The organism is Thermococcus sp. AM4 (assembly GCF_000151205.2).
Lineage (GTDB): Archaea > Methanobacteriota_B > Thermococci > Thermococcales > Thermococcaceae > Thermococcus.
In genome coordinates this window covers 2,064,395-2,086,428 of record NC_016051.1, presented here as the reverse complement: position 1 = coordinate 2,086,428, position 22,034 = coordinate 2,064,395, and the positions used below count along the sequence as shown (strand labels likewise).

The 22,034-nt window shown below is 55.5% G+C and carries 25 protein-coding genes, 1 tRNA gene and 1 rRNA gene; 9 read left to right on the top strand and 18 right to left on the bottom strand.

Annotated elements, in window-relative coordinates; genetic code table 11:
- Positions 1–558: 558 nt before the first annotated feature.
- From TAM4_RS11475 to TAM4_RS11460, 4 genes are all read right to left on the bottom strand, one after another.
- A tRNA-Asp gene (locus tag TAM4_RS11475) sits at positions 559–636 on the bottom strand.
- 8 nt (positions 637–644) lie between these two features.
- Positions 645–766, bottom strand: a 5S ribosomal RNA gene (gene rrf, locus TAM4_RS11470).
- Between the two features lie 55 nt (positions 767–821).
- Positions 822–1,496, bottom strand: coding sequence for a DUF996 domain-containing protein (locus TAM4_RS11465; protein WP_048150765.1), 675 nt, complete (start codon positions 1,494–1,496; stop codon positions 822–824).
- 70 nt (positions 1,497–1,566) lie between these two features.
- Positions 1,567–2,130: a DUF996 domain-containing protein gene (locus tag TAM4_RS11460; protein WP_014123396.1), complete on the bottom strand. Its 564-nt coding sequence runs from the start codon at positions 2,128–2,130 to the stop codon at positions 1,567–1,569.
- A gap of 96 nt (positions 2,131–2,226) precedes the next feature.
- Between TAM4_RS11460 and TAM4_RS11455 the strand changes: the two genes are divergently transcribed.
- Complete coding sequence (locus TAM4_RS11455; RefSeq protein ID WP_048150762.1) at positions 2,227–3,015, top strand: DUF63 family protein; 789 nt, start codon at positions 2,227–2,229, stop codon at positions 3,013–3,015.
- On the opposite strand, the gene TAM4_RS11450 is transcribed toward TAM4_RS11455, so the two are convergent.
- The gene (locus TAM4_RS11450) at positions 2,903–5,536 is read right to left on the bottom strand and encodes a DEAD/DEAH box helicase (RefSeq protein WP_048150760.1); all 2,634 of its coding nucleotides are present in this window, start codon (positions 5,534–5,536) and stop codon (positions 2,903–2,905) included. The genes TAM4_RS11455 and TAM4_RS11450 overlap by 113 nt on opposite strands.
- Before the next feature lie 172 nt (positions 5,537–5,708).
- On the opposite strand from TAM4_RS11450, the gene TAM4_RS11445 reads away from it, so the two are divergent.
- Entirely contained in the window at positions 5,709–6,101 is a 393-nt protein-coding gene (locus tag TAM4_RS11445) for a 30S ribosomal protein S8e (protein WP_014123394.1), read from the top strand.
- A 53-nt stretch (positions 6,102–6,154) separates the two neighbouring features.
- Here TAM4_RS11445 and TAM4_RS11440 read toward each other — a convergent pair whose 3' ends face one another.
- The 4 genes from TAM4_RS11440 to TAM4_RS11425 are packed head-to-tail and all read right to left on the bottom strand — an operon-like array spanning position 6,155 to position 8,175.
- Positions 6,155–6,568 carry a type II toxin-antitoxin system VapC family toxin gene (locus TAM4_RS11440; RefSeq protein ID WP_014123393.1) on the bottom strand — a complete coding sequence of 138 codons (414 nt, stop codon included), beginning with the start codon at positions 6,566–6,568 and terminating at the stop codon, positions 6,155–6,157.
- Positions 6,555–6,782 (bottom strand): hypothetical protein, encoded by a 228-nt coding sequence (locus tag TAM4_RS11435; RefSeq protein WP_014123392.1) that lies wholly within the window; start codon positions 6,780–6,782, stop codon positions 6,555–6,557. Before TAM4_RS11435 ends, TAM4_RS11440 begins: the two co-directional genes overlap by 14 nt.
- A 54-nt stretch (positions 6,783–6,836) precedes the next feature.
- On the bottom strand, positions 6,837–7,907 hold the full coding sequence (locus tag TAM4_RS11430) for an NOG1 family protein (protein ID WP_014123391.1): 1,071 nt from the start codon (positions 7,905–7,907) through the stop codon (positions 6,837–6,839).
- Positions 7,908–7,965: 58 nt separating this feature from the next.
- Entirely contained in the window at positions 7,966–8,175 is a 210-nt protein-coding gene (locus TAM4_RS11425) for a hypothetical protein (RefSeq protein WP_014123390.1), read from the bottom strand.
- A gap of 39 nt (positions 8,176–8,214) precedes the next feature.
- On the opposite strand from TAM4_RS11425, the gene TAM4_RS11420 reads away from it, so the two are divergent.
- Genes TAM4_RS11420 through TAM4_RS11410 form a run of 3 tightly spaced genes read left to right on the top strand, consistent with a single transcriptional unit; the run spans position 8,215 to position 11,422 of the window.
- A complete protein-coding gene (locus tag TAM4_RS11420; protein WP_237702098.1) occupies positions 8,215–9,024 on the top strand; it encodes an undecaprenyl-diphosphate phosphatase in 810 nt (269 codons plus the stop codon).
- Positions 9,021–10,283, top strand: coding sequence for a bifunctional sugar-1-phosphate nucleotidylyltransferase/acetyltransferase (gene glmU, locus TAM4_RS11415; protein WP_014123388.1), 1,263 nt, complete (start codon positions 9,021–9,023; stop codon positions 10,281–10,283). Before TAM4_RS11420 ends, glmU begins: the two co-directional genes overlap by 4 nt.
- Positions 10,283–11,422 (top strand): DUF835 domain-containing protein, encoded by a 1,140-nt coding sequence (locus tag TAM4_RS11410; RefSeq protein WP_014123387.1) that lies wholly within the window; start codon positions 10,283–10,285, stop codon positions 11,420–11,422. Before glmU ends, TAM4_RS11410 begins: the two co-directional genes overlap by 1 nt.
- On the opposite strand, the gene TAM4_RS11405 is transcribed toward TAM4_RS11410, so the two are convergent.
- Entirely contained in the window at positions 11,423–12,091 is a 669-nt protein-coding gene (locus TAM4_RS11405) for a hypothetical protein (protein WP_014123386.1), read from the bottom strand.
- A gap of 118 nt (positions 12,092–12,209) precedes the next feature.
- Here TAM4_RS11405 and TAM4_RS11400 point away from each other — a divergent pair, with 118 nt between their 5' ends.
- Complete coding sequence (locus TAM4_RS11400; RefSeq protein ID WP_014123385.1) at positions 12,210–12,380, top strand: preprotein translocase subunit Sec61beta; 171 nt, start codon at positions 12,210–12,212, stop codon at positions 12,378–12,380.
- Between the two features lies 1 nt (position 12,381).
- Here TAM4_RS11400 and purT read toward each other — a convergent pair whose 3' ends face one another.
- Complete coding sequence (gene purT / locus TAM4_RS11395) at positions 12,382–13,674, bottom strand: phosphoribosylglycinamide formyltransferase 2 (protein ID WP_014123384.1); 1,293 nt, start codon at positions 13,672–13,674, stop codon at positions 12,382–12,384.
- A 121-nt stretch (positions 13,675–13,795) separates the two neighbouring features.
- Here purT and purM point away from each other — a divergent pair, with 121 nt between their 5' ends.
- On the top strand, positions 13,796–14,800 hold the full coding sequence (gene purM, locus TAM4_RS11390; protein WP_014123383.1) for a phosphoribosylformylglycinamidine cyclo-ligase: 1,005 nt from the start codon (positions 13,796–13,798) through the stop codon (positions 14,798–14,800).
- Positions 14,801–14,832: 32 nt separating this feature from the next.
- Positions 14,833–14,997, top strand: a complete 165-nt coding sequence (locus TAM4_RS11850) for a hypothetical protein (RefSeq protein WP_014123382.1) — start codon at positions 14,833–14,835, stop codon at positions 14,995–14,997.
- Here the strand turns inward: TAM4_RS11850 and purC are convergent.
- Positions 14,969–15,676: a phosphoribosylaminoimidazolesuccinocarboxamide synthase gene (purC, locus tag TAM4_RS11385; RefSeq protein WP_014123381.1), complete on the bottom strand. Its 708-nt coding sequence runs from the start codon at positions 15,674–15,676 to the stop codon at positions 14,969–14,971. The two genes, TAM4_RS11850 and purC, sit on opposite strands and share 29 nt — an antisense overlap.
- A 154-nt stretch (positions 15,677–15,830) precedes the next feature.
- Here purC and purF point away from each other — a divergent pair, with 154 nt between their 5' ends.
- Positions 15,831–17,165, top strand: coding sequence for an amidophosphoribosyltransferase (gene purF, locus TAM4_RS11380; RefSeq protein WP_014123380.1), 1,335 nt, complete (start codon positions 15,831–15,833; stop codon positions 17,163–17,165).
- On the opposite strand, the gene TAM4_RS11375 is transcribed toward purF, so the two are convergent.
- The 6 genes from TAM4_RS11375 to pdxS all read right to left on the bottom strand — a co-directional run bounded on the left by TAM4_RS11375 (position 17,155) and on the right by pdxS (position 21,937).
- Positions 17,155–17,643 carry a DUF3368 domain-containing protein gene (locus tag TAM4_RS11375; protein ID WP_048150747.1) on the bottom strand — a complete coding sequence of 163 codons (489 nt, stop codon included), beginning with the start codon at positions 17,641–17,643 and terminating at the stop codon, positions 17,155–17,157. The two genes, purF and TAM4_RS11375, sit on opposite strands and share 11 nt — an antisense overlap.
- Positions 17,640–17,900, bottom strand: coding sequence for a UPF0175 family protein (locus TAM4_RS11370; RefSeq protein WP_014123378.1), 261 nt, complete (start codon positions 17,898–17,900; stop codon positions 17,640–17,642). The genes TAM4_RS11375 and TAM4_RS11370 overlap by 4 nt, the downstream gene beginning before the upstream one ends.
- A gap of 122 nt (positions 17,901–18,022) precedes the next feature.
- Positions 18,023–18,211, bottom strand: a complete 189-nt coding sequence (locus tag TAM4_RS11365; RefSeq protein WP_014123377.1) for an antitoxin family protein — start codon at positions 18,209–18,211, stop codon at positions 18,023–18,025.
- A gap of 24 nt (positions 18,212–18,235) precedes the next feature.
- Positions 18,236–20,227: a formate dehydrogenase subunit alpha gene (fdhF, locus tag TAM4_RS11360; protein WP_014123376.1), complete on the bottom strand. Its 1,992-nt coding sequence runs from the start codon at positions 20,225–20,227 to the stop codon at positions 18,236–18,238.
- Between the two features lie 74 nt (positions 20,228–20,301).
- Positions 20,302–20,895, bottom strand: coding sequence for a pyridoxal 5'-phosphate synthase glutaminase subunit PdxT (gene pdxT, locus TAM4_RS11355; protein WP_014123375.1), 594 nt, complete (start codon positions 20,893–20,895; stop codon positions 20,302–20,304).
- A 34-nt stretch (positions 20,896–20,929) separates the two neighbouring features.
- Complete coding sequence (pdxS, locus tag TAM4_RS11350) at positions 20,930–21,937, bottom strand: pyridoxal 5'-phosphate synthase lyase subunit PdxS (RefSeq protein ID WP_014123374.1); 1,008 nt, start codon at positions 21,935–21,937, stop codon at positions 20,930–20,932.
- Positions 21,938–22,034 lie beyond the last annotated feature (97 nt).

Below are 22,034 nucleotides of genomic sequence, written 5' to 3'. Positions count from 1 at the left end.
GGCTAACGCCCCCACACCCCCAAACTTCGCCTGCGCGATGTCAAGCTTTGCTCGACGCAAGGGACGATAGTCCCGCAGAGTTTGACCAAGGTTCGTAGCTCCTTCTAAAAAGCTAAACTTTGAGTGATTTTCCCTCCAATTGGCTGGTTTGAGCGCGAGAACCTATCAAATTGTTCTTGGACTGTGGGTTTGCCTTAAAATCGACGCCCGAAGGGCGTCAGGGAAAATAAACCCTTTTAAAAGGGCTGTTTAAGAGGGTTCTCCTTTGGAAAGAGCGATTTCATGAGTAAAACATCTTTCATTCGAGCCTTTGGGAGAGAGTTACCAACTTTTGGTGAAGCTTTTTCCAAAAGCTTGTCTGTGAGTGCTTCACTCTAAGACGGCGCCCTTTGAACGCCGATAGTAAGTTGAAACTCTCGAAGGGGTTTGTTTAGTGTTAAACTCCGCCAAAATTGTACTTGGTTAGTGCACGACCGACTTTTGCTCGTTGGGGAGAATAGAGCTTTTCGCCAGCCTCTTTCTAAAGACTGCTACAAAGTTTCCTGCCAGAAAGGATTGTGGCGCCCGGGCCGGGATTTGAACCCGGGTCACGGGAGTGACAGTCCCGTATGATAGGCCGGGCTACACCACCCGGGCGTTTGAGTGGCCGGCGGCGTTCCCGGTTTCCCGCCCCCTCTCGGAGGGCAGTACACCCGGGAACGCAGGCGGGCTTAACTTCCGGGGTCGAAACGAGACCGGGTGTAACCCCGCCGCCATGGCCGCCGTGCCGATAACACCTACCGGGATGCATTTATAAATTTTACGGTTCAGAAAATTAAAGATCACCAGCTCAGCTCCTCCACGGGCGTTGGAGCTGGTGTCGTTGACCGTTTGGAGAGCTTCTGGGGGAGATTTGCAAAGGCTATTATCTGGAAGATAGACGATATCAGGAGCAGTATTGCGCCTATTAGTACCACCAAAGTTAGCGCTCCCCACCACAGGAAATTGGCAGTGCTCTTGAATGCATCGACTCCTGTTAGTTCGTACATGGCCTCCCATGCCTTTTTCTGGAAGTATGCCCCGATGATGATGGCGGCTATGGCGATCACTCCCCCTACAAGCACCAACGCTATCCCCGTATCCGAGAGATTCGTTGAGTCCTCCTCGATAATGTTCACGTTGGATCCTGGGTACATTGTGAACTCGTTTTCCATTGATCCCGTAGAAGCAGAGGACGCGGCCAACGCTGCCACTATGAGTATTATCGCCACTATCACGAGAACAATACCTATGAGTATGCCCTTGAGGTAATACTTAAAGGGCCTGTCGTCCCCAAGCTTATTCCCGATGCCATGGAGCGCTATGAGGATCAGAACAAGTCCCAGCAACGACAGTAGTGTTCCCACGTAGGGTATGATGCTGGCAAAAGCCAATACCGATCCCACGAGGCCCAGAGTCCTCTCGGTGCTTATATCCACTGTCTCTCCTCCGGATCCCACAGTTGCCCCAACCTCCATTGTACCACCCAAGGGAATAATCGAGCGAACCCCTTAAAAAATTACCCAAAGAAATGGGGAAACAAGAGAATTACCAGCTTTGATAGGGCTCGCTCCTCAGCGCGCTGCTCAGTCTGCCTTTCTTCAGAGTCCTAGGCATGTTAACGAAGCCGAGGATTTGGTATATCCACGCAACGAGGAGGAGCACAAAGCCGACGAGGATTATCATCGTCAAACCGCCCCACCAGAGGAATTTGGAGGCCTCCACGAACTCATTTATCCCCGTGATCCTACCCAGCATATACCAAGCTTCCTTCCTGTAATAAAGGCTCGCGATAATCAATGGTATCCCGATGAGCAAAGCCAGTATCACCCCGCCCATCTGGAGAGCAACGATCATGAAGACGATCAGGATTAAGGTTACAAAGCCGATTATGAAGCCGTAGAGGTAGTAGGTGAAGGGTCTATCGTCACCGAGTTTTTCACCAATCCCGTGGAGGGCTATCAGCACAAGTACCCATCCCAGCAGACTGAAGGCGCCTCCAATGTAGGGGATTAAAGACGCTATCGGCGACAGAACTCCTATCAGTCCCAACATTCGCTCGGTGCTGACGTCTACCTCCTCGTACTGGAACGAGCTCTCAACCGTTTCCATTGACACCACCACATAGTTGGAGAATTCAGACTTTAAAAAGTTATTCGTTAGCTCAAAGCTTATTAACCAGTTCGTGTAGTGGGTGCGGTGGTGGAGATGCTGGAAGCGATCTGGAACTTCTTCAACCAGTACTTCTGGGAACCCATGTTCACGAGAAGCGGCTACAACGCGATCAACACCCTGGTTTACGCGGTGCTCTTTGGACTTGGAGTGACTTACTCCTACAGATATATAATAAAGCCCCTTGGAATCAAGGTGGACGAGAGACTGTTCTGGGCCGTGACGCCGATGGTGGTTTTTGGGGCCACTGTGAGGGCCCTCGTCGATGGTGGAGTCCTGCCGGAAAACCCGCTAATTCTAACCCCGGGGATATTCTTCACGGCCTTCGTCCTAATAGTTCCGGCGATAGTTGCTGATGCCAAGCTGAAGACGTACCCGAAAATAACGATAGCGTGGGGAACTCTGCTGGCACTCTGGGCCAACTACCAGCTGGCAATTCACGCCAAGAGCTGGGAGCCATACGAGCTCACGATGATCCACACCCTGATTTCATGGGCGGTCGTGCTTGCGTTCTACAAATGGAGACCATTTGACAAGCTCTATCTCTACGCCGTCCTCGCTCACTACTACGATATGGGCTCAACGGTCGTTGGCCTGCACTACTACGGTTACAGAGAGGTCCACTGGATCGAGCACCATCTCGTCCAATGGTTTGGGGCCTACATCTACTATCCCTGGATAACAATAATCCTCATAGCGGTCTACTACGGGCTCAAACACCTCGTCCCCGACGAGGAGGAGCGGCGCTTCTGGTATCTGGCCATCTACGTCCTCGGTCTCGGTCCCGCAATAAGGGATCCGGCCCAGATGGTGCTCCAGATCTAACTCCTTCTCTCCTTTGGTTTTGGGCATCGAACGACCTGCCCTCTTCTATTTCCCTTCTGAGGAGCCTCGCTTCCTCCTCAGCCTTTCTCACGCGGAAGACCCTCGCGATTCTCTCCACCGCCTCAAGCTTCCTGACGATGCCGTCTAACCACGTGAAGACGTCGCCGGGATAAACGATTAGACCGTAGACCTTCCTGAAGTGCTCCGCTATCTGGGTCGGGTGCTTCCCGCTCCTGCGAAGCTCGATTATGAGGTTTCCAACGCGCTCCATCGCGTACTCGGTGCAGTCTTCCTCACCGCACATGAAGAACTCCTGATAAATCGTGAACAGCCTCTCGGCTGCGTTTGGACTGAGCTCGGGAATCACCTTGTCAAGCTCTTCCAAGATGGAGGCGAAGCTCGGCGAGAATACGTTGGCGCTTATCCTGCCTCTCACGGCTCCCTCAAGCTCTCTCTGGAGCGTTCCGCTTAGATACAGGTTCTCGAAGGGGTGAAGCTTGAGCGCAATCCAGCGAGCGGGCTTCTCCCGAAGGTTCCTCCGTATGAACTCGGCCTCCTTTGGCAGTAAAAAGCTCATACTCACGGCCCTTCCGTAAGGTGTAACCTCGACGAGGGACCTTTTGAGGCTTACGAGCTCGAACTCCTCCAGCTTTTCTAAAACCTTCTCGGCGCTCTGGTTGGCTCCCAAGCAACGCTCCTGAACTTCCTCTATAACGTCAAGCCGGTTGAAGACGCAGGAATGAGCCAAGACGTTGTCCTGCTCAAGCTCGTCGCTCCACTCCACAGTTACGGGCTCTATCGGCGCGGTAAGGAGCTTGAAAGCTATTTCTTCCTCGGTTCCCTCCATCTGGGCCGAATATTTTCTCCCGGGCTCGACTATTAGGTAAACTTTTCCCTTCTCGTGGTAGAGGGGCCTTCCAGCCCTTCCGAGCATCTGGTGGAACTCCCGGACGGTGAGCCACTTGTTGCCCATCGCGAGGCTCTCAAAGATGACCTGACTCGCTGGAAAGTCCACGCCCGCTCCCAACGCGGCAGTCGTGACAACGACGTCGAGCCTCTGAGCTAAAAACTCCATCTCGGTAAGCTTCCTCTGCTTGTAGGGCAAACCGGAGTGGTAAGGCTTCGCGCGGAGGCCCTTGCTCGTGAGGTAGGCCGAAAGCTCGTGCGTCCGCTTCCTTGAGAAGGTGAAGACTATCGTCTGCCCCTTGTAGCCCTGTCTCGACTTTCTCATCGCCTCCGCTCTGCAGAGGTTGGCTATGTGACGCCACTTCTCGGACTCGCTGCGCGCTATGATGATGTGCCTCTCCAGATCAACCGGCCTCTCGTCGTAGAGGACGAGCTTTAATCCGAGCTCTTTAGCCAGCTCCTCAGGATTCCCGACGGTTGCGGAAAGGCCTATGAACTGGGCCTTCGGGTAGAGCCTCCTCAGCCTCGCGATTAGTCCGTCGAGCCTCGGCCCGCGCTCCTCGTCGTCGAGCGTGTGTATCTCGTCTATGACAATCGTCCCGACGTTGCCTATCTTCCTTCCGGTGCGGAGGAGGTAGTCTATTCCCTCGTAGGTTCCCACTATGATGTCCGCGTCTATGCCGGTATCGACGACTACCAGCTCGTCCCGGGTCTTAATCCTGCTCATGCCAACGCGAATGGCAACGCGGAGGCCGAGCTTTGAGTACCTCCGCTTAAAGTCCTCATATTTTTGATTCGCCAGGGCCACGAGCGGGACCAAGAAGAGGAGCTTTTTGCCCTCCATCGCCTTGGGAACTCCCGCTAATTCTCCGATTAGCGTCTTACCGCTCGCGGTCGCGGAAACGACGAGTAAATTCTCGCCTTCGAGGAGGCCGTTCTTGACGGCCAGACTCTGAACCGGGAGGAGCTCCTTCACGCCCTCGGCCGCTAAAACCTCCTTGAACTTCTCCGGGAGCGGAAGCTCGTCAACCTTGACCTTCTCGACCTTGACGTGCTTGGCCTTCAGCTCGTCCCATTTAGTTATTTCAGGGTGCTTCGTCGGGTCGAAGCGCGGGTCGAAGGCATACAAAACCTTATCGAGGTCTCTAAACCTGTCGAGGAGCTTCTTCGCCTGCTCGAACATCGCTATGCTGTTGAATCTAAACCTGAGCTCCCTCTTCAGCTCGTCCTCCGCACAGCGCTCACAGATGTACTCGTTCCGGTACTTTATCCTGTTGCCTGGCGTTAGGACGGTTATCCTGCCCTCAAGGAGGCAGAGACGGCACAATTCGGCCTTCTCAACGCGCTTGTTCTGGAGCCTTTTCTTAAAGTAGTCCTCCCACTCGTCCGCGTTTACGAGGACTATTCTCGCCTGGCGAAGGAGCTTTTCAATCTCCTTTGGATTGCGGTAGTTGCTCCCCTCCAAGACCTTGAAGAGCCTTCCCTCTCTCATTATGAGGCGGAATATCCGCTCGGCCTTCAGGTTCCTCATCTCGCTAAGCTTTTCCGGCTCGTTCTCGATAAAGAAGGCCTCGAGCTCGTTCTTCTTCCTTCCGGGTCTGATTACGAAGAGCATCTTCACCGCCTCGGCCAGCCGTCCACTCATCACACCTCAGAGTCGGGAGGCGTCCTCATCGGCCGTTCCGAGTAGGTGGGAGGATTTATAAAGGCTCCCCGTAAGAAAAGCTTATAAACGCACCCTTCAAAGTGGCGTTAGGTCTAACTCAGGATCATCTGGGGTGAGAAAAATGGCCATCTGGCAGGGAAGATCACTCAAAAAGCCTTCGGGTGGAAGAATCGTCTTGGCCAGGAAGAAGAGGAAGAGGGAGCTCGGAAGAGAGCCCGCAAACACGCGCGTCGCAGAGGAGAGGGAGAAGAGGAAGATAATCAGAACCTACGGCGGTAACAGGAAGGTTCGCCTCGTTGAAGCCCTCTACGCGAACGTCTTCGAGGGTGGAAAGGGCAAGAAGGTCAAGATACTCAACGTCGTTGAGAACCCGGCCAACAGGCAGTACGCGAGGAGAAACATCATCACCAAGGGAGCGATAATCGAGACCGAGATTGGTAAGGCCGTCGTCACCAGCAGGCCCGGCCAGGACGGAGTCGTCAACGCGGTTCTCCTCAAGGAGGAGAACGCCTGAACCCTTTTCTAATTTGCCTTTGGTCCTGTTGTTCTGGTCCGTTTGGTTTGAGCTCAAATAACTACTGTATTAACTCCAAGCTTCTCGGCTATCCGCCCCTGTTTCTCGTCGCAGGTAACGAGGGTTGCGTTGAGTTCCCTGGCCTGCGCTATGAAGAGGGCATCGTAGACCGCTATGCCGTGCTCAACGCTCAGTTCAAAGGCTTCCCGAAGGTATTTTCGGTTCTCCTCAACCGTTATGACTCTCTTATCAACGAGAAGCCCGAGGGCATCAAGGAGCCTCTCTCCTTCCTCCCTCCGGAGGGTTTTGTATATTCTAACGTTCTTCCAGATGACGTTGGCGCACTCGGTGATGAGCATCTCAACAGTTCGGGCATCGTTCTCGGGCTGGAGGTAGGGTATGACCTTTTCCCATCCGCTCTCCTTCAGCAGAAACTTACAGAGGGCCGAGGTGTCAATGACTATCACGATCCTCCCTCACGAGCCGTTTTGCGGTCCCTTCAGGGACTCCGGGAAGTGACTCGACGAGTTCTATGACCTCCTGAAGGGCCCGTTTTTTCTCTTCTTCCTCAATCCTCTTCCGAATGAACTCCCTTATCTCCTCGCTCCAGTTGATGTCGTACTTCTTCATCTCCCGCCTGAGTTCCTGCGGAATCCTTATGCTCATCACCGCGGAGCCCATGTAGTCCACCAAAAGAGAAATTGGTATTACAAAATATAAAAGTTCCGCATTACACTATCCTTCCCTGAACTTCGAAAGCTCCTTTTCCATAATCTTCCTCGCGAGTTCTCTCGCCTTCGGCTCGACGACCGCTATTACCCGTTTCTTGAGCTCGTCGAGGCCCTCGCCCGTCAGGGCAGAAATCTTAACGGGCTCAAGTCCCTTGGCCTTAACGAACTCCTCGATGGCTTTTGTCTTCTCCTCGTCGGCTATGTCAACCTTGTTTATTGCGACTATGAACGGGAACTCGCCGAACTCGTTCAGTATCTCCTCGAAGAGGTGCATCTGCTCCTCGATTGGGAACCCACAGTACTCGCTCGGGTCGAAGATGTAGACGATGACATCTCCGAGGTGCTTCAACGCTAAAATCGCCTGTTTCTCAACCTCGTTTCTCTCGCTGAGCGGTCTGTCGAGCAGACCGGGCGTGTCTATAACCTGGTAGCGGAGGTAGTGCTCCTCGAACTGTCCGACGTTTATGCCCTTTGTTGTGAAGGGATAACTCGCCACCTCTGGCTTTGCGTTGGTTAAAGCCCTCAAAAGCGTGCTCTTGCCAACGTTCGGGTGGCCGGCTATAACCACGGTAGGAAGCTCCAAATCGACGACTGGTAACTCCTTGAGAACGTTTCTGGCCTGATTCAGATAGCGCAAATCGTCGTCAATCTCGTGGAGTATGTCCGCGACTCGGCCGTAGAAGGCCCTTCTGAGCTTGGCTATCTCCTTCGGGTCGCGCTCGTAGCGTATCTTCTCCACGTAACGCTGTTCGAGGTTCCTGATGGTCTTTATCGCCCAGTTGACCCTCGCGAGGGATTTGTGAAACTGGTCCCTATCAACGAGCGTGTCAACCAACTCCTGATAGAACCTCGGGAGCGTCGAGACACCGGGAGTTCTGTCGAGTATCTTCCTGAGGTTGTCGCGAACGACGTTCGAGACGGTTCTAACTCTGAGCTCTTCTCGCTGTCTCGCCTTCGCGACCTTCCCGCCGGGCGGGTTGTAGGCAGATGCGGCCCTCTCGGCCCTTCGGAAGGCCTTGTCGATGAGCTCGTCAGCGGTAAGAACCGTCGGCATCTTCTCAAACGGATTCTTCATTCTCACCCCTCCCTCAATCTCGCGGAGAAAAGGTTGGGGAGGGGCCTTAAAAAGGTATTCAATCGAGCGAGCGGTAGATGATTACCCCAATCAGGGACGCGAGGGCAACGAGGAACAGCAATACAAGGCTCATCAGCTTCCCGACGTGCGACGAGTCGGTGAAGCCGGCTATCACCATCAGGAAGAACACGATGACCAGCAGCAGCCCGAGCTTCTCAAAAAGCCCCTCGTACCTGTTAAGTTTGTCCACTATAGCACCCAGCCCCATGTTTTCACCCTCCTTTGGTGTGTTCTAAAAACCGAATTGGTGCGAAAATATAAAAACCTATCGCAGGCCGAGGGAAAGGTTTATCTCCTGGGAGGGCTACACAATCTGATCCACATGACGGGAGTCGCCGGCGCTATATTCACGGGCCTTCTGACGGCACTGGCAGTGGTTTTCCCCGCGTCCACGGTAGTTTTCTCCATGGACGTAAACCTTCTCGTTCCCGCCTACGCCGGAGCCCTTGTTGCCCTGCTCTTCTACTTCCGGGAGATCCTCTCAAGGGAGCCGGTTATGGCGCTCAGGGGCTTCAGCCCGGCCCAGCTCAAGTACGCGATCCTCGCAACGGCGCTGACCCTCGTGCTCGGGTTCCTCCCGAGGGCAACGGCTGGAGCAGAGAAACTGGCGATTGCGGGAGCCGTTATAGCCCTCCTGCCCGCCCTCGTCTACGGCTTTAAACCGCTGGAAGGGATAAGGAAGATCTTCGAGGAGGAACCGACGCCGGCGGATGCCCTCTCCGTGGGGCTCGCTCAGGCCCTGGCGGTACTCTTCAGCCTGCCGAGGGGTGGAACGAGTGCCCTAGCACTGGTGCTCAGTGGATACGATGCAAAGAGAATCCTGAAGTTCTCGCTCCAGGCTGCTCCGGCTTACCTCGTCGTCGAGATCATCAGGGCCGGCCAATGCCAGCCCAAGCCGAAGTGGCTCGGTCCCGTATCCTTCGCCTCGTCGTTCTTTGTGACGTTTCTCATTCTCTGGATCCTGTTCCGGCTGACCGAAAGGCTTGAAAACAGAACTTTCCTAGCCTTTTACGGCACGGTTGGAGCCCTGCTGTACCTGATGGGGGTGTTAATTTGAAGGCGGTCATACTCGCGGCTGGTAAAGGGGAGAGGCTCAGACCCCTCACCGACGACCGGCCAAAGGTCATCCTTAAGGTTGCAAACAGGCCGATAATAGAGTACGTGATCGAGAACCTCTATCCCTTCGTGGACGAGTTCGTGATAGTGGTCCGCTACGAAAAGAAGAAGATCATCGAAACCCTTGGAGACGAGTTCGGAGGGAAGCCGATAACCTACGTCGATCAGCGCCCCGGGGAAGGCACAGCCAAGGCCGTCGAATCGGCGAGGGAGCACGTTGGGGACGAGGAGTTCATAGTGGCGAACGGTGACATTTACTTCGAGGTCGAGGCGATAAAGGAGCTGGTATCTGCGTTCAGGAGGGAGAAGGCGGACGCCGCACTCGTCCTCAAGCACTTCGAGGATCTGAGCCACTTCGGCAAGGTTGAGGTCAGCGGGGAGAAAGTTACCGGGATCCTTGAAAAGCCCGGGAAGGTTCCGGGCTACGCGAACCTGGGGATATACCTCTTCAAACCGGAGGTCTTCCACTTCATCGAGAGAACGCCCCTCAGCGAGCGGGGCGAGTACGAGATAACGGACACGATCAACCTGATGATCAGGGCAGGCAAAAAGGTCGCCTACGCCGTTTACTCCTCCTACTGGAACGACATAGGAAGACCCTGGAACCTCCTCGAGCTCAACGAGTACCTCCTCAGAAACAAGCTCAGACACGAGATCAGAGGCACGGTTGAGGAGGGGGCGACGGTAATCCCACCCGTTGAGATAGGGGAAGGCACCATCGTGAGGAGCGGGGCCTACATCATCGGGCCCGTGAAGATCGGCAGGAACTCCCGCATAGGTCCGAACTGCTTCATAAGACCCCACACGAGCATAGGCGACAACTGCCACATAGGCAACGCAGTTGAAGTCAAGAACTCCATCATAATGGACAACAGCAACGCACCGCACCTCAACTACGTGGGCGACTCGATAATCGGCGAGAACACGAACCTCGGCGCGGGGACGATAACCGCCAACCTAAGGCACGACAGGGGCAATGTGAAGGTCGAGATCAAGGGAAAACTCGAGGACTCTGGAAGGCACAAGCTCGGGGCCATAATCGGGCACGGGGTGAAGACGGGAATAAACGTCAGCATATACCCGGGAAGAAAGATAGGGAGCTACTCCCTCATCGGGCCCGGCGTGGTCGTCGACAAGAACGTCCCGCCCGGAACCATGGTTCTCCTCAAGCAGGAAAAGATCGAGAAAAGGGTGAGATGATGTCCGAGTTCATCCCCCTCCTGAACTTCTTTTCAAGGTGGCTGCTCTTCGGAGCCGTCGCGTGGAAGGCCTACAAAACCAGGGACAAGGGCTGGGCCCTCCTCGCGGCGGCGCTCTTCATCGGGGCCCTTGACATAGAGAACTACATCCTCTCCCCACTGGGAATAACGATTCCCCAGCCGGCTTACGACGTCGCTTCCAAGGTGCCGGATTTCTACATAGCCCTGCTGACGATATGGGGGGCGCTGCACCTCAGGTACGAGAAGACGAACTTTAACCACGTCATCTACCTCGCGATCCTCCTCGTTGCCTCCTACGTGTGGCTCTTCCTCCTGGCGATAAACTTCTTCGGGAACAACTTCACCGTCAAGGCCCTCTTCCCCTCCCTCCTCCTCGGGGGGTCCCTGATCTACGTCAGCTACGTTCTCTGGAACCACGTTGTCTCCAGGAGGCTCCTCGACAGGCTCTTCCCCGTAGGCCTTGGCATAGTGGGCCTGCTAAACCTGACGTATCCCTTCGGACGACCTGTTGTGTGGTACTCCAACATGGCCTTCTTCCTCGCGGCGATCGGAAGGCTTCTCGCGGCCGTTGGAGCATTCACCTTCGTGTTCTACCCGCTCTCAGAGCCCATGAGGAGACCCGAATCGCCGCCCCTTACTCCTGGCTCCTACCTTGCCCGGGACAGAAAGGATATCCAGAAGATCCTCCCCGAGTTTTTCGAGAACGATATAATAGCCGTTACAAGGCTCTCGCCGGCGGAAATTGTCGGGAAGTTCACGCCGGCGTCTATGGTGTTCTGGATAACCAAGGCCAAGGAGGGGCAGGTCTCGGACAGCCCCAAGGTGATAGCCATCTCGCCGACCAAACTGGGCATACTCCAGGATCTAATCGTGAGGGAGATCGAGAGGGGCTACCGAACGGTCTACGTTGACGCCTTCGAGTACCTCGTGATAGAGGTCGGCTTCCAGGTGGCCTTTAAGTTCCTGCTCTCTGTGAGGGACTTCGTGCTGTCCAAGGGCGGCACCCTAGTCCTCGTTGCGAACCCGGAAGCCCTAAAGGAGCAGGAATGGAAGCTCGTGCTGAGGGAGTTCACACCCCTGAAAAGCCTGAAGAAGGCCGAGAAAAACCAGAGGGAGTGATCACTTCCCCTCCATCGACTCCCTTAGGAAATCCCTCGCCTCGTCGCTGAACTTCGAGAGGGGAACCTCCTCCCCAAACTTATCGTACACCTTGCCATCGCGGAAGTTTATCTCAAAGATCTCGTACCTCTCCTCACTTTTCTCGTGGAGCTTTATCCCGTGACCCTTCAAATGGGCCTCTAAGCTGTCGATATCAACGTACTTGCCGCACTCCTCGCACAGGTAAAACTGCCAGAAAACGTAATCCTGGCCGATCACGGCGTTCTCCTTTATGTGATCGATGAGCCTGCCTCCGAGGTACTCGTAGATGTCCTCCTGCTCAAGCAGGTTTCCGTTCTCAACGACCTTGAAACCGCTCCAGACGATGTGGTCGTGTATGTCACTCAGCGTAGCCCTGGCGTACTTGTAAGTCATGATGAAGGCCCCGTTGTGAACCGTGAAGACGCCCTTCTCCGGGACGGCTATGATCACGATGCCCTTCTCGTTGATCTCGTCCGCCATTTTCAAAGCGTGCTCTCTGTTGTCGGCCGCGAGAATGAGGACCCTTATCCCGCTCTTCTTGTGGATTCCCTCTATGGCCTCACCGCTGATGTTCCAGTGGTAATCGTCAAGGTAGCGAACCTGGGTGTAGACCCTCTTCATCCTCGGACTCAGACTGCCGTAGTCCATGCTCCCCACCGCATAGGGATGGGCGCGAACGTTAATAAACTTTAGTGAAAAAACTTAAAAACGAGCCCCGGGGCAAAGCTTTTTAATCGTTCCACCAAATGAAGGAAGGTGGTAAAGGATGGCAAAGGACAAGACGACCCTTCCCCCAACAGGCGCCGGGCTTATGAGGTTCTTCGATGAGGACACCAGGGCGATTAAGGTCAGCCCGAAGGGCGTCATCGCGATAGCCCTCGTGCTCATAGCCTTCGAAGTGTTCCTGCACCTCTTCGGACCGAGCATCTTTGGATGATTCACCCCATCAGATGCTTTCTCTTCTCATATTCCTGCCCGTGCCAGTCCGAGGAGCGCGTTCTCAGCTCTATTGAATGGGCAACCATCTCGGCCTTCCTCTTCGCCCCCTCCACGTTCTTGTCCCAGGCTATTGCAACTCCAAGCCTCCTTCCCGGATAGGCCTCTGGCTTGCCGAAGAGCCTCACCGTTGCGTTCGGGACGCTGAGGGCCTTAGCTAATCCGCGGAACCTCGGCGAGTAGCCGGAGACGTTGGCCTTGATAACGTGAGTGGCAGCGGGAGTCAGGAGCGGGAACAGACGATAGCCGTTTACCCACTCGCCCGGAATCGGAAGGCCAAGGACTGCCCTCAGGTGAAGCCCGAACTCGGAGAAGCCGGTCGGATGGGAAGCCAAAGTTACCATTCCGGTGTCGTGGGGCCTCGGCGAGACCTCGTTGGCCCAGACCTTATCGCCCTTCACGAACATCTCGACGCCAAACAGTCCGAGACCGCCGAGGACATCGGTGATGCGCTTCGCTATCCTGTAAACCTCGCGCTCTGCCCTCTCCAATATTTCAGCAGGTTGCCAGCTGGAGTGGTAGTCGCCGTCAATCTGGTAGTGGCCGACGGGCTTCGGGAAAGTGGTAACCACCTCGCCGTTCTCGTCGTAGTGCCTCACCGCGAGCTCCGTAACCTCGACGTCGAAGTCGATGTGCTCCTCAACGATTATCTTGTCGGCGCTGCCGCGGGCTTTCTTTTTAGCGACTTCCCAGGCCTTGGGTATATCCTCGGGGCCTTTAACGAAGTAGGAGCCCTTTCCAGAGGAGCTCATTATAGCCTTTGTGTGGCAGGGATAGCCTATCTTTTCGCAGGCCTCGTAGAGTTCATCGAGTGTGGTCGCGTAGGCGTAGCGTGAAGTTGGAACCTTCGCTTCCTTCGCAAGGGTTTCCCTCGTCCTCTCGCGGTGCATGGCAATCCAGGTCGCCTTCGCGTTCGGAACCACGAAGTAGCCGTCCTTCTCAAGCTCGAAGAGGGCATCGAGGTTAATCGCCTCAATCTCCGGGATTATCGCGTCGGGCTTCTCTCTCTCGATGACCGAAAAGAGGAAGTCCGCGTTCCTCATGTCGCTCACGTAGGAGCGGTGGGCGACCTGCATGGCCGGAGCGCTGGCGTAGCGGTCAACGGCTACAACCTCCACGCCGAGCCTCTGAGCCTCAATCGCTATCTCCTTTCCGAGTTCTCCACTCCCGAGAAGGAGTATCTTCTGAGCGGAATCCGTCATGGCAGTTCCAAGTTCATCGCGGGGCTTAATCACAGCCACCACCCCTGGCAGGTTTTGACGTTTTAATGTTAAAAATTCCAGATATTTAAGCATTTTTTGGCAAAAAAATGGCAAACTTTTTAAGTCCTCTGCGGAACTTCCACCGGTGATGCTCATGCTGACCTACGCCCAGGCCGGAGTTGACGACGAGAAAACTGCCAGGGCTTTGAGAAGCATAATCAACCTCGCGAGGGAGACGTTCAGGTTCAGGAGGGGAAAGTCCGGGGAGCCCGCGGAAAACCTCGGCCACTACTCCGCTTTGCTCGACTTTGGGAAATTTTATCTCGCCATGACGACAGACGGAGTTGGAACAAAGGTTCTCGTCGCTGAGGCGGTTGGCAAGTTCGACACGATAGGGATAGACATGATAGCGATGAACGTGAACGACCTGCTCTGCGTTGGGGCTGAGCCTGTAGCCCTCGTTGACTACCTCGCGGTGAGGGAGCCCGATGAGAGAGTCTTTGGGGAGATAGCAAAGGGCCTCTACGCTGGAGCGGAACAGGCCGGGATAGCGATAGTCGGCGGGGAAACTGCCGTGATGCCCGACCTAGTAAACGGCTTTGATTTGGCAGGAACTGCCATCGGAATCGTCGAGAAGGGAAAGGTAATCACCGGCGAGAAGATAAAACCCGGCGACGCTGTAATAGGAATTTCGAGCTCGGGAATCCACTCAAACGGCCTGACCCTCGCGAGGAAGCTCCTCATTCCGAAGTACGGCCTCGACTACGAATACGAGGGAAGAAAGCTCTGGGAGTGGCTCCTTGAGCCGACGAGGATTTACGTGAGGGCGGTTCTTGAACTGCTCGAAAGGGTGGAAGTCCACGGGCTGGCCCACATAACCGGCGGCGGGCTTACGAACCTCAAGCGCCTCACGAACTACGGCTTCTCCATCGAGATGCCCCCGATTGAGGGGATATTCAGGCTCATCCACGAGAACGGCGTTCCTCTGGAGGAGATGTTCCGAGTCTTCAACATGGGTGTGGGCCTCGTCGCGATTGTTCCTCCGGAGGAAAAGGAGGATGCCCTGGAAATCCTCAACAAGCATTACGAGAGCTTTGAGCTTGGGGTTGTTACGGAGGAACCATCGATTATGGTCGAGAACTACGGGATAAAGCTTTAATCTCCCCGACCTTTTGTTTTTCAGGTGCTGGTATGGAGCTTACCGTGAGGAGAAAAGCCTTCATCGAGGAGCTTCCGGGTATCGTGGAAGAGGCCGTTACAACCTACGGAATCCGGCTGAGGAGGATAGAAATAGATGAGGACGAGAAGGGCTGCTACACGGTGCTAATCACATACGACTCGGAGTTTCGCCCGTGAGCCTCTCGTAGAGCCTCTCGTAGGCTGAAATCAGGTCGCCCCTGTCAAAGCGGAAGACGTCCTTGTCGAGGCTCTCCCTCGTTTCGGCGTCCCAGAAGCGGCATGTGTCGGGGCTAATCTCGTCCCCGAGGACTATCTCGCCCCTCTTGTTCTTTCCGAACTCGAGCTTGAAGTCAACAAGAATTATCCCGCGCTCGGCGAAGTACTTCCTGAGAACCTCGTTGACCCTGAGGGCAATCCTCTCCATCTCCCGAACCTCGTCCTCACCTATGCCCAGAACCTTGGCGTGGTAGCGGTTAATCATCGGGTCGCCGAGGCCGTCGTCCTTGTAGTAGAGCTCAACTATCGGCTCCGGAAGTTCGGTTCCTTCCTCGAGTGGGAGGCGCTTCTTCAAACTTCCTGCAACGACGTTCCTGACGACAACCTCGAGGGGATACATCCTGAGCCTCTCAACGATGAGCCTGTTGTCGCCGGCAACGCCTATGAAGTGGGTCTTGATTCCGTTCTCCTCAAGAACCTTGAAGAGAACCGCGCTAATCTGGGCGTTGAGCCAGCCCTTACCCTTGAACCGGGCCTTCTTCTTGCCGTCGAAGGCGGTGGCATCATCCTTGAACTCCATTATCGCCTTCCCATCGTCGAGCGGGATTATCTTCTTGGCCTTACCCTCGTAAGCCTCCATTGGAATCACCATTTTTGTGTAAAACTTGCTCGTTTTTAAGGGTTGTTTTGCCTTATTATTGTTAAAAACTGGGCAAAGTTTTTAAGCACGAGAATTTAAACCAGGCCGGAGTGTTTGAAGGCTATTGACATTCCAATGGCAATCGGTGGTGGCGATGCGGGAAAAGTGCGGAATCTTTGCAACACTCTCAGAGAACTCCGCAAAGAAGGCCTACTACGCCCTGCTCGCCCTCCAGCACCGCGGACAGGAGAGTGCGGGGATAAGCGTCTGGCGGGGCAGGATAAGAACGGTTTCAGGCCTCGGTCTCGTTACAGAGATTTTCAGGGGAAAGGAGCTCGCAAAGCTGAAGTCAAACCTCGCCATAGCCCACGTCCGCTACTCCACATCGGGCTCGCTCAACGAGACCCAGCCCCTTGAGACGGAGTGCTGTGGAATGAGAATCGCGGTGGCGCACAACGGGACGCTCACCAACTTCAGACCCCTCCGGGAGAGGTATGAAAGGCTCGGCGTCATGTTCCGTCACTCGGTTGATTCCGAACTGCTCGGGATTTCCTTCCTCTGGCACCTTCGCGAGACTGGGGACGAGTTTGAGGCCATGAAAGCTGTCTTTAGCGAAGTTAAAGGCGCTTACTCCGTTGCCTTCCTATTCGAGGGCAAAATCCTCGTGGCGAGGGACCCCGTTGGTTTCAGGCCCCTGAGCTACGGAACAGGGGACGGCCACTACTTCGCGAGCGAGGATTCTGCATTGAGGCTCTTCGCGGAGGAGACGAGGGACGTGAAGCCGGGGGAGGTCTTCCTTCTCTCAGAAAACGGCGTCGAGAGCAGGGTTCTCGCGGGGGAAAGCCACCATCACTGCGTTTTTGAGTACATCTACTTCGCAAGGCCGGACAGCGTTCTTGACGGGACGAGCGTCTACGGTGCGAGGGTCAGGATGGGCCGGGAGCTGGCTCGCGAGAGTCCTGCTGAGGGAGACGTCGTCATAGCGGTTCCCGACTCTGGAAGGGCCTCCGCCTTAGGTTTCTCGCAGGAGAGCGGAATTCCCTACGCCGAAGGCCTGATAAAGAACCGCTACATCGGGAGGACCTTCATAACGCCGGGCCAGTTCAACCGCGAGCTGAAGGTCAAGCTCAAGCTCTCGCCTGTTAGGGAAGTCGTAGCTGGAAAGAGTGTCGTTCTGGTCGACGATTCCATAGTCAGGGGCACGACGATGAAGAGAATCGTCGCGATGCTGAGGAAGGCCGGCGCGAGGGAGGTACACGTCAGAATAGCCTCGCCGCCGATAAGGTATCCCTGCTACATGGGCATCGACATTCCCACGAGGCACGAGCTCATAGCGGCCTTCGGGGGAGTTGAAAAGGTGAGGGAAGCGATAGGGACGGACAGCTTAGCTTATCTCAGTGTTGAGGGCCTGAAGAGGGCCGTCGGCAGGGAAGACCTCTGCACGGCCTGTCTAACTGGCGAGTATCCAGAGTGGGCGTTCAGGTTTTAGAGTACATCTCCTTTAGGGCCTCCACTACCTTGTCGCTAAAATAGACTCCCTTGCGCCTCAACTCTTTGAGCAGGGAGTCAAGGTCTTCATCTATGAGTCCCTTTTTCTTAGCGATGAAGAGAACTGCAAGGCTTCCTGTAACTTTGATACCGAGAGACTTGGCGATTATCCTTGGAATCTTCTCATCGAGGAGAAGAAGAGACGCACCCAGTTCTTTGGCGAGGACTATCGCCTCCGCCTCGCCCCTCTCGATTTCTCTCTCAAGAATCTCCACGCCAAGGCGGTCTTTCACGTCAACGACACGAATCCAACCCGCGTTCCTGACTTCATCGGACCCTGGCTTTCCTCTGCCTTTTTCAACGACTTCAACCCAAACGGCCCTGGGAATCAGAACCTCGCCAAATAGGTCACGGAGAACGTAGAGTTTCCCTATCTTCGATAGGGCTATTAAGGGGCCAGAATCCGAGACCACAGTCATAGCAACCCCTCAAGGGTCTCAACGTCCTCCCTGAGGTCGTCATCATCGTAATTCAAGGGGATGCCCTTCGAAGCGAGCAACTCCATCATCTCCCACCGGCTTAAGCCGGCTATCTCTGCTGCCTTCCCGAGGCTGACAACTCCTTCGCGGTAAAGTTCAATGGCTAAATACAGCCTAACCGCCCTCTCAAGCTCCCCCTCGTCGAGGCGAAGGATTCTCATGAGGTCAGATGGAACCTTGACAAGGACTTCCCCCATATCTCTCCCCGAAAAAAGATTAACCAAAAGTCCATAAAAATGTTAATGATTGGGTTCACGTTGGAGTTCTGGGTTTTAATGTGTTTGTAGAAGAAAACCTGAGGAGAACAACGTCCCCCTGCTCAAATTTCAAAGAGCTCCTCAGCGTCTTCTCCCTCCTGAAGGAGCTTTAGATAACCGAGTTCCTTGAGTTCGTCCTTCGTTTCTATTCCCTCAATCCTTATCCTCAGCTTGGCACCGGGAGGCAGGTTCAGCTTTTCGAGGGGCACGATAACGTCGCCCCTGTAAACCGCAACTATCACCTTGGACATGATTGAAAATTGGGAGAGGAACTTTTAAGGGTTAGGCTTAACCTTCCCAACCCGGCACGCCGAGAACTTGAACGCCGGGGTTCCGGCCTTGTTGAGCGCGGGACTGGTGAGCCTGTTCGCCTTGAAGTGGAAGGGAACCACGACGAGGCCCTCCTGGACCTTCCCGACCTTTGCGCGCATCCTTATTCTCCCGCGCCGCGTTTCAATCTCCACCCAGTCGCCGTCGCGGATTCCGAGCCTTTCTGCGTCGCGCTCATTGATTAAAGCCCTCGGCTCCCCCATGAGCTTCACGAGTGAGGGACTCCTCCGCGTCATCTCGCCGGTGTTGTAGTGGCTTATCAGCCTGACGGTCGTTAGAACCATCGGGAACTCCCCGTTCGGTTCCTCCCAGGGTGAAATCCTCTCGACGGCCATGAAGCGGGCCTTTCCGTCGGGCGTCGCGAACTCCCAGGTGTGAAGCCTCTTCCTGGGCAGAAAGATTCCATCGCCGTTCTTGAGTTCCTCAACGTCCCTCTCCTCAAGCTCCGGGAAGAGACGGAAGTACTCTGCCGTTATTTCCTCAACCCTGGCGTAGTCGAAGCCCGGAAGCCCGAGCGCCCGGCCGAGCATCGCCAGAATCTCCCAGTCGGGCTTTGAGTCGGCGTAGGGCTCGCAGACCTTGTGGCTCCACTGGATTCTCCGCTCGCTGTTCATGTAACTGCCGGCCTTCTCACAGAAAGCCGATGCCGGGAGGATGTAGTGGGCGTAGCGCGCCGTTCTCGTCATGAAGATGTCCTGGACGACGAGGAGATCGAGCTTTCTCAACGCCCGTCTCACGCGCGTAAAGTCGGCCTCGCTCACAGCCGGATTCTCGCCGACGATGTAGAGGGCTTTTAGGTCACCCCTTTCGATGGCCTCCCACAGCTCGGTTAAATAAAGCCCGCGCTCCGTCGGCAGGTCGTCAACGCCCCAGAGTGAGGCGACGCGCTTTCTGAAGCGTTCGTCGGTGAGCGGAACGTAGCCCGGCAGGAACTCGCTCAGCGCGCCCATGTAAGCGGCTCCCTGAACGTTGTTCTGCCCGCGCATAGGGTAGAGGCCGCCCTTTTCCCCGATGTAGCCGAGGAGCAGTGCGAGGTTTATCACCACCAGAACGTTTTCAACGCCAGAGACGTGCTGGGTTAGGCCCATCCCCCACATTATCGCACCGCTTCCGGCCAGGGCAAAGGCTCTCGCAACTTCCCTTATCGTCTCCGCTGGAATTCCGGTTACGCTCTCCGCGTACTCGGGTGTGTACTTCATAACTGCCATCCTAACCTCGGAGAAGCCCCTCGTCCGGCCCTTTACGAAGTCCTCGTCGTAGAGCTCCTCCCCGATTATAACATGGGCAATCGCGTTGGCCAGGACTATGTCCGTCCCGGGTTTTATTATGAGTTTGTAGTCCGCAAAGGCCATCGTCCGCGTTTCCCTGACGTCCACGACGATTATTTTAGCCCCCCTTCTTTTGGCCTTCAGGATGTAGTCCATGACGACTGGATGCGTCTCGGCCGGATTGTAGCCCCATATCAGGACGGCGTTGAAGCGCTCGATGTCCTCGTAGGGGTTCGTCTGCGCCCCGGTTCCAACGGTCAGCTTGAGCGCGTGAACGCTCGCCTCGTGGCACAGCCTCGCGCAGTTGTCTATGTTGTTCGTGCCGAACAGGCGGGCAATCTTCTGGAGGAGGTAGTTCTCCTCGTTGCTCACCTTTGAGGACGAGAGGAACGCCACCGCGTCGGAGCCGTAAAGTTCCCTTATCTCGAGCAGTCTGTTGGCTATCTCCTCTATAGCGACCCCCCAGCTGATTGGGACCATCGCCGAACCGACCCTCTTGAGGGGCCTCTTCAGCCTTCCCGGAGAGCGGACGAACTCGAGCGAATATAGGCCCTTGGGGCAGAGCTTTCCCCTGTTCGGCTCGCCGGGATAGGGCTTGACCCTCATGCTCTTCTCATCAACGAGGAGCCTGCACCCAAAGCCGCAGAAGGGGCACACGACCGTCTTCACACTACCACCTTTGGGCAAAAAGATTGCAAAAATATAAACTTTTTTAAAGACAATCGACGAAAATTTGTCAAAGGTCAAAGGGCCTTCCGGAGGAAGTACTCGTGAACCCTCGTGTCGTCCGTCAGCTCGGGGTGGAACTCGAGGCCGATTAGGTTGTCCTGCTCGACGCCAACAACCCTGTCCCCGAGCCACGCTATTGGCTTCACCTTGTCGCTGAGGAGCTCCACTATCCTCGGGGCGCGTATGAAGACACCGGGAAACGGTTCGTCGCTGAAGGCAAGCTTTACAGGCGCCTCAAAGCTGTCCACCTGCCTGCCGTAGGCGTTTCTGTTCACCTTGACGTCAAGCAACTCGAGGAACCTCTGCTCCGGCGTTGCCCCGATGACGTCTTTGGAGAGCATTATGAGACCGGCGCACGTTCCCATAATTGGCAGACCTTCCTCGCCGAGCTTTTTGACCGGCTCGAAGAGGCCAGTCTTGACCATGAGCTTTGAGATGGTGGTGCTCTCGCCGCCCGGGATTATTATAGCAGAGATTCCCTCGAGCTGTTCCGGCTTTCTGAGCCATATGACCTCACCGGTAACGCCGAGGTTCTCAAGAGCTTTTTTGCTCGCCTCGATGTGCTCGCTGACATCTCCTTGTAGGCCTATAACCCCTACCTTGACCACGGTTATCCCTCCAAAAGGTGAAAAAGGAGAAGAGTCAGACGCCCCTCTCCTCAAGGCGAACCTCCAGCTCCTCGATGTCTTGGCCCTTCATCGGCTCGCCGATTTCCTTGCTTATCTCGACGAGAACGTCCGGCTCGTCCCAGTGGTTGACGGCCTCGACTATGGCCCTCGCCATCTTCTCCGGGTTGGAGCTCTTGAAGATTCCCGAGCCCACGAAGACGCCGTCCATGCCCATCTGCATCATCAGTGCGGCATCGGCAGGAGTCGCGACTCCACCGGCCGCGAAGTTGACGACGGGAAGGCGGCCGAGCTTCTTTATCTCAAGGAGGATCTTGTAGAGGCCCTCGACGATTTCGCGGTAGGTGTAGTGGCCGTAAACCGGCTCGTTCTCGAGAACGTGCCTCGGAAGCCCGCTGATTTCCCTGACCTCGAAGGCCAGCCTGAGGTAGGGCTCGGCGAACTTCTCGGCAACGCCGTAAACCTGCTCGTCGGTCATGCGCTGGAGCAGGGCAATGTTGTCCTTGAGCAGGCGGACGTGTCTAACCGCCTCAACGATGTTGCCGGTTCCCGCCTCGCCCTTCGTCCTCATCATCGCGGCGCCTTCCCATATCCTCCTCACTGCCTCGCCGAGGTTTCTGTTGCCGCAGACGAATGGAACCTTGAACTCGCGCTTGTCGATGTGGAAGTACGGGTCCGATGGAGTAAGAACCTCGCTCTCGTCAATCATGTCGACGCCTAAAGCCTCAAGAATCCTCGCCTCGGCCACGTGGCCAATTCTGACCTTCGCCATGACCGGAATCGTAACCGCGTCCATTATCTCCTGAATCTTCTCAATCGGTGCCATCCTCGCGACTCCGCCGGCCTTCCTGATGTCCGCTGGAACGCGGTGAAGGGCCATCACCGAAACGGCTCCGGCTTCCTCCGCAATCCTCGCCTGCTCGGCGTTGGTGACGTCCATTATAACGCCGCCCTTGACCATCTTGGCGAAGCCCCTCTTCAGCCTCTCCGTTCCCTTTGCCTCAATAATATCGAGCTTTCCCATACAGACCACCCCTTTCGGCTTTCCTTCAGATCTGGATTTGAAGAAGGGAATATAAGCCTTGCCACCGGTATAGAACGGTTTGGACGAAAAATGTTTA

Coding starts and splice junctions, on each gene's coding strand:
- TAM4_RS11465 (WP_048150765.1), bottom strand. CDS start 1,496: ATGGAGGTTGGGGCAACTGTGGGATCCGGAGGAGAGACAGTGGATATA.
- TAM4_RS11460 (WP_014123396.1), bottom strand. CDS start 2,130: ATGGAAACGGTTGAGAGCTCGTTCCAGTACGAGGAGGTAGACGTCAGC.
- TAM4_RS11455 (WP_048150762.1), top strand. CDS start 2,227: ATGCTGGAAGCGATCTGGAACTTCTTCAACCAGTACTTCTGGGAACCC.
- TAM4_RS11450 (WP_048150760.1), bottom strand. CDS start 5,536: ATGCTCTTCGTAATCAGACCCGGAAGGAAGAAGAACGAGCTCGAGGCC.
- TAM4_RS11445 (WP_014123394.1), top strand. CDS start 5,709: ATGGCCATCTGGCAGGGAAGATCACTCAAAAAGCCTTCGGGTGGAAGA.
- TAM4_RS11435 (WP_014123392.1), bottom strand. CDS start 6,782: ATGGGCTCCGCGGTGATGAGCATAAGGATTCCGCAGGAACTCAGGCGG.
- TAM4_RS11430 (WP_014123391.1), bottom strand. CDS start 7,907: ATGAAGAATCCGTTTGAGAAGATGCCGACGGTTCTTACCGCTGACGAG.
- TAM4_RS11425 (WP_014123390.1), bottom strand. CDS start 8,175: ATGGGGCTGGGTGCTATAGTGGACAAACTTAACAGGTACGAGGGGCTT.
- TAM4_RS11410 (WP_014123387.1), top strand. CDS start 10,283: ATGTCCGAGTTCATCCCCCTCCTGAACTTCTTTTCAAGGTGGCTGCTC.
- TAM4_RS11405 (WP_014123386.1), bottom strand. CDS start 12,091: ATGGACTACGGCAGTCTGAGTCCGAGGATGAAGAGGGTCTACACCCAG.
- TAM4_RS11400 (WP_014123385.1), top strand. CDS start 12,210: ATGGCAAAGGACAAGACGACCCTTCCCCCAACAGGCGCCGGGCTTATG.
- purM (WP_014123383.1), top strand. CDS start 13,796: ATGCTGACCTACGCCCAGGCCGGAGTTGACGACGAGAAAACTGCCAGG.
- TAM4_RS11850 (WP_014123382.1), top strand. CDS start 14,833: ATGGAGCTTACCGTGAGGAGAAAAGCCTTCATCGAGGAGCTTCCGGGT.
- purC (WP_014123381.1), bottom strand. CDS start 15,676: ATGGAGGCTTACGAGGGTAAGGCCAAGAAGATAATCCCGCTCGACGAT.
- purF (WP_014123380.1), top strand. CDS start 15,831: ATGCGGGAAAAGTGCGGAATCTTTGCAACACTCTCAGAGAACTCCGCA.
- TAM4_RS11375 (WP_048150747.1), bottom strand. CDS start 17,643: ATGACTGTGGTCTCGGATTCTGGCCCCTTAATAGCCCTATCGAAGATA.
- TAM4_RS11370 (WP_014123378.1), bottom strand. CDS start 17,900: ATGGGGGAAGTCCTTGTCAAGGTTCCATCTGACCTCATGAGAATCCTT.
- TAM4_RS11365 (WP_014123377.1), bottom strand. CDS start 18,211: ATGTCCAAGGTGATAGTTGCGGTTTACAGGGGCGACGTTATCGTGCCC.
- pdxS (WP_014123374.1), bottom strand. CDS start 21,937: ATGGGAAAGCTCGATATTATTGAGGCAAAGGGAACGGAGAGGCTGAAG.